The 4,948-nt window shown below is 43.3% G+C and carries 6 protein-coding genes; 3 read left to right on the top strand and 3 right to left on the bottom strand.

Annotated features, from left to right (window positions below; genetic code table 11):
• The first annotated feature begins 247 nt into the window (after window positions 1-247).
• Window positions 248-598: a hypothetical protein gene (locus VIN08_RS18335; protein ID WP_331967968.1), complete on the top strand. Its 351-nt coding sequence runs from the start codon at window positions 248-250 to the stop codon at window positions 596-598.
• Between the two features lie 6 nt (window positions 599-604).
• On the opposite strand, the gene chrA is transcribed toward VIN08_RS18335, so the two are convergent.
• Window positions 605-1,807: a chromate efflux transporter gene (gene chrA, locus VIN08_RS18330; RefSeq protein ID WP_331967966.1), complete on the bottom strand. Its 1,203-nt coding sequence runs from the start codon at window positions 1,805-1,807 to the stop codon at window positions 605-607.
• Window positions 1,808-1,842: 35 nt separating this feature from the next.
• On the bottom strand, window positions 1,843-2,814 hold the full coding sequence (locus tag VIN08_RS18325) for an isopenicillin N synthase family dioxygenase (protein WP_331967965.1): 972 nt from the start codon (window positions 2,812-2,814) through the stop codon (window positions 1,843-1,845).
• Between the two features lie 107 nt (window positions 2,815-2,921).
• Between VIN08_RS18325 and VIN08_RS18320 the strand changes: the two genes are divergently transcribed.
• Both VIN08_RS18320 and VIN08_RS18315 read left to right on the top strand, forming a co-directional pair.
• Window positions 2,922-3,656, top strand: a complete 735-nt coding sequence (locus VIN08_RS18320) for a superoxide dismutase (RefSeq protein ID WP_331967963.1) — start codon at window positions 2,922-2,924, stop codon at window positions 3,654-3,656.
• 63 nt (window positions 3,657-3,719) lie between these two features.
• Window positions 3,720-4,415, top strand: coding sequence for a glutamine amidotransferase-related protein (locus tag VIN08_RS18315; protein WP_331967962.1), 696 nt, complete (start codon window positions 3,720-3,722; stop codon window positions 4,413-4,415).
• 106 nt (window positions 4,416-4,521) lie between these two features.
• Here VIN08_RS18315 and VIN08_RS18310 read toward each other — a convergent pair.
• The coding region (locus tag VIN08_RS18310; protein WP_331967961.1) for a RibD family protein at window positions 4,522-4,948 on the bottom strand (427 nt) is incomplete at its 5' end.

Below are 4,948 nucleotides of genomic sequence, written 5' to 3'. Positions count from 1 at the left end.
ACTCTTCATTAAATGATTTAACTCAACAACATGTCATGTTGAGATCTGCTATATATAAAATGAAAGTGATAAACTATACATAAAGTTCCTCACTTCATATGATGATGTTATTACACATTGAACAAATAAACATTGTTGTTAGGTAGCATCTCACTGCGAAGAGCAATGTAAATTATCATTGTGTTATATAGAGCAAAGCCGGGCAAAAATTTCATACAGCAATACTGTCATTATGCTATAGATGTCAATGAAATATACAGGAGCAGTTGCTTGTGTTGTTAAACGAAAAACTTCCGTAACATGCAATGTTGTGCTGAACGATTTTTTGCTGTATGTTCAATCCATGATCGTGTGGAAGGAATATAAGAAGCTGGCGCTCGAAGAGAAAATTGATGTGTTGTACGAAAAAGGTACATTCATCATGGCGATTCGTTATTATGGTTATAAGATCAATCTTTACCTTCTCGGAAATTTTTACGTGGAAGTTTTTATTAATCATAAGAACACAATAATCGAGAAGATCGTACCGTTAGACACGAATCATTCGCGCATGCAATTCTATTCTGATCAGATCAAGCTGCCGATAATTTTCGAATAGTTTTCTTTAGTGCGATGTTACCCAACGCACAAAAAAACCAAGCAACAATCCTCCGAGTATAATAAAGGGTGACGGTATTTTTGTAAATACCAGCAATAGAAATGTAGCGATGGCTACACCAAAATTCATGAGCGTATGCTCTAATGGTTGAAACAAAATTACTGCTGATGCTGCAACGAGTCCGGCACTGGCTGCAGTAATTCCTTCCAATGAAGCACGCACTGCCCTATAGCGTTTCAAACTTTCCCAGAAGCGAATAACAAAGAATATCAAAAATGTACCGGGCAGAAAAATTCCAAGCGATGATACGAGTGCTCCTATAATTGCTCCACCTGTTCCGCCATCGCGCATGGAGAGCGCCCCTATATATGCACTGAAAGAAAATACCGGTCCGGGTAATGACTGTGCAACGGCATAACCAGACAAAAACTCTTCAGATGAAAGATATTGCTTGGGTGCATACTGAACAAACTCAGTATATAGCAACGGAGTGAGTACCTGCCCGCCACCAAAGATGAGGCTCCCGTTACGATAAAAATTTTCAAACAATCGCACCGGCAATGCTTTGGTTATTCCTCCCAGTGCAGCGGCAAATATTAGCACACCGGCCCATAACAGGAAGTTTGCCCACGGTACTACAATTTTAGTCTTCTCTTCTTTGGGTTGATCTTTATACTTCAACGCGGTGAGCATGCCCGAGCAAAGAAGTATAGCAGGAAAAACATACGGTGTTTGTATGAGATACGAAAGTATAGCTGCCGCCACCATAAGTACAATGCCTGTTTTGGTGCGCACGGTTTTCTGTATAATGATATAGGCACCATAACTAACGAAGCCAACGGCCATAGGCTGAATGAATCTTGTAAACTCCAGCGACCAGTTTTTTTCTTCTATACCCGACATGATGAGTGCTGCCAGCGTCATCAGCGAAACTGCGGGCAACATCCAAACTAAAAGCGTAAGGTAAGCCAGGTTCGGGCCTCCGATCTTGAAACCTATAGCCGTTAATGTTTGTGTAGAGGTCGGCCCCGGTAAAATCTGGCAGAGGGAATTGATTTCCATCAGATCATCCTCTGTCAGATATTTCCGTTTGTCCACCAGTATTTTTTGAAAATGAGCCAGGTGTGCCTGAGGTCCGCCAAAAGTAGAGACTGCCAGTACCAGCACATCGCGCAAGAATATATAGTATCGAACGCGCTGGATCATCATTACAACTGAGTGGCTATTGGTCTGATATGCATATTCTATTTCTTCAATCCAATCTCGCGTAAGCGCTGGTCCAGAAATTCGCCAGCAGTAATATCTTCCCATTGCTTGGGAGTCTCTGCGTTTACACAATCCTTCAAAGCTGCCAGACTCATTTCCGAGCGCGGATGCATAAAGAATGGTATCGAGTAACGCGGTGTGTTCATGAGGTTGCGCGGAGGATTTACTACGCGGTGTATAGTTGACTTCAGCTTTTTATTAGTGAGTCGTTCCAGCATATCACCAACATTTACCACGAGTTGATCGGGCAATGCCGTGATCGGAATCCACTTGCCATCTCTGCGCAACACCTGCAAACCATCGGCACTTGCCCCCATCAGTAATGTAATCAGGTTTATATCGCCATGTTCTGCAGCACGCACCGCATCTTCAGGAACTGCATCCGGGTTTTCGATCGGGTAGTAATGGATCGGTCGCAAAATACTGTTGCCGTGTTTTACTTTATCGTCAAAATAATTTTCAGGAAGATTGAGATATAGCGCTATAGCACGGAGCATATAGGTACCTGTTTTCTCCAATGCACGATAAACGTCTGTACTTACTTTGGCAAATTCAGGTACTTCCTGTGGCCAAATATTTGCCGGGTAATCTTCTTTGCTGCGCTCTGCTTCCGGCAGCTCTTGCCCCACGTGGTAAAATTCCTTCAGATCGCCAGTGTTTCTACCTTTCGCGTGTTCTTTACCTTTCCCTATATATCCCCGCTGACCTGCCAGTTCCGGCCGTTCATATTTCTTTTTAGTATCATCGGGTAATGCAAAGAATTGTTTTATAGCCTTATACAGATCCTGCTGCATAGCATCTGTGAGAAAGTGATTCCTGATTGCTACAAAACCAATGTTATGATAAGCTGCACCCAGGTCGGCTACAAACTTCTGTTTCTTTTTATCATCACCGCTATAATAATCCGCCAGGTCGAGTGACGGAATTTCATCATATAGTATTTCGTTCATAACAGTCGTATTTGTTTCCGTGCAAGCTAAAGATTTTTGGCTAAATTTCGTGCAGGTAAAGCGGCCACATCGGTTGCAGAAATATTCACATTATAATTATCTGCTTTATGAAAACAACCCGAAGAGAATTTGTGCAGCAAGCGCTAAAAGCTACCACCCTTACAGCACTCGGAACACCACTGGCTCTCAAGGCCCTGGCGGACACACCATCATCCTCTGGTAATATAGAATTATCAGCGTCAACAGCATTACAGTTTTCGCAGGTAGCCCTGCCCTATGCGTATGCTGCACTCGAACCTTCCATTGATGCCATGACAATGGAGATCCACTATACCAAACATCACACCGCTTACATCAAAAATGTAAACGAAGCGATCACAGCCGACAAGGTATCTTTTGGCACAGAGAAAGATTTTTTTGCTAATGCATCCAAGCTGTCTGCAAAGGCAAAGAACAATGGAGGAGGCGCATGGAATCATAACTTCTTCTGGCAGGTAATGAAGCCCGGTGGCGGACAACCTACCGGTAAAATTGCTGATGCGATCAACGGAGCGTTTGGTTCGGTTGATAAATTCAAGGAGCAATTTACTCAAGCTGCCATGACTCGCTTTGGTTCGGGATGGGCATGGCTGGTAAATGATGGTGGTAAATTAAAGATTGGTTCAACGCCTAATCAGGATAATCCTTTGATGGATGTGAGCGACCTGAAGGGAACTCCGCTACTCGCGCTCGATGTATGGGAGCACGCGTATTACCTCAAGTACCAGAACAAACGCAACGAATATGTAGCGAACTGGTATAATGTTATCAATTGGGACGAAGTAGCGAAACGCCTCGCCTAATCTCTAAAATATACCCGCTGTAACGACCGCTTGTTGCTATAGCGGGTATATTATTTATACTCTATGAAAGCACTGCGCATTGCCATTATTGGCGACTATACCGAGAACAAGCATACACACATTGCGTTGAACAAGGCTATTGATCATTGCCGCGGTCATCTAGATTTTCCTATAGTCACTACATGGGTTGCAACAGACAACATCGGTGATCCTGCCCGTTTCTCACAACTTGCTGACGGACTATGGATCGCTCCGGGTTCGCCCTATAAAAATGACGATGCGGTATATACACTCATTCGCTGGGCACGCGAGAATAACTTTCCCATCTTTGGCACCTGCGGTGGATTTCAATATATGGTGGTAGAGTATGCGCGAAATATACTCGGCATGAAAGAAGCCGGCCATGAAGAGAGTGAGCCGGATGCTTCGAGACTGGTAATTTCCAAATTGAGCTGCTCACTAAAAGGTCAGCAGGAAGAAGTAATTATCCACGACAAGCAGTCGTGGCTATATAGCGTTTTACAGAAAGATATTATCACGGGATTCTTCAATTGCAACTACGGAGTAAATCCTGCATTTGCAGACAAGTTGCAAAACAGTTCCTTTACATTCACCGCTTTCTCTACAACAGGAGAAGTACGTGCGCTTGAATTAAAAGGTCATCGATTTTATAAGGGAACATTATTTCAGCCGCCACTTGATTCTACTCCGGAGAAACCAAATGCACTGATCATGGATTTCTTTACCCGGATCCGTTAGTCGTTATCTGCTGTGCGTTAATGGTTATTCATGAGCGTAATGCATGGAGTATCTAGCCCGCAAACTATATATACTATTCAGTGCTCACGATCGGTACACCAGATGATTAGTGAGTGGCTCTGTAAATGTTAAGATTATCGCCTGCCAGTATATAGTGCTCGGTTAATATACCCGGATGTCTTGGAGCAGATATACCTTTATCGAATTTTTGTGGTGAGATAAAAATGCGTGCTTCATCCCATAAATTATTCTCGATAAACATCGCGAGCGTAGCAGCTCCGCCTTCTATAATTACTGACTGTATCTTTTGCTTCGCCAGGTCATTTATTAACGCTTGCAGAAAATCTTTTTCATCCAGACGTATTAACAGAAGATTTTCGTGCTCTTCGTGTTTGAGAACATTGTAGCAGATCGTTTTTTGTTTTCGATCGAAGAGATGCAACTTGGTTGAGAGCTTCAGGTAACGATCCATTACAATACGCACCGGATCTCTTCCCGACCAATCGCGCACATTTAGCTGAGGATTATCGTGC

Source organism: Ohtaekwangia sp., from assembly GCF_036568665.1.
Taxonomy (GTDB): domain Bacteria; phylum Bacteroidota; class Bacteroidia; order Cytophagales; family Cyclobacteriaceae; genus Ohtaekwangia.
Note: the sequence above shows the minus strand (reverse complement) of the source record. Positions and strands in the feature narration are given on the sequence as shown.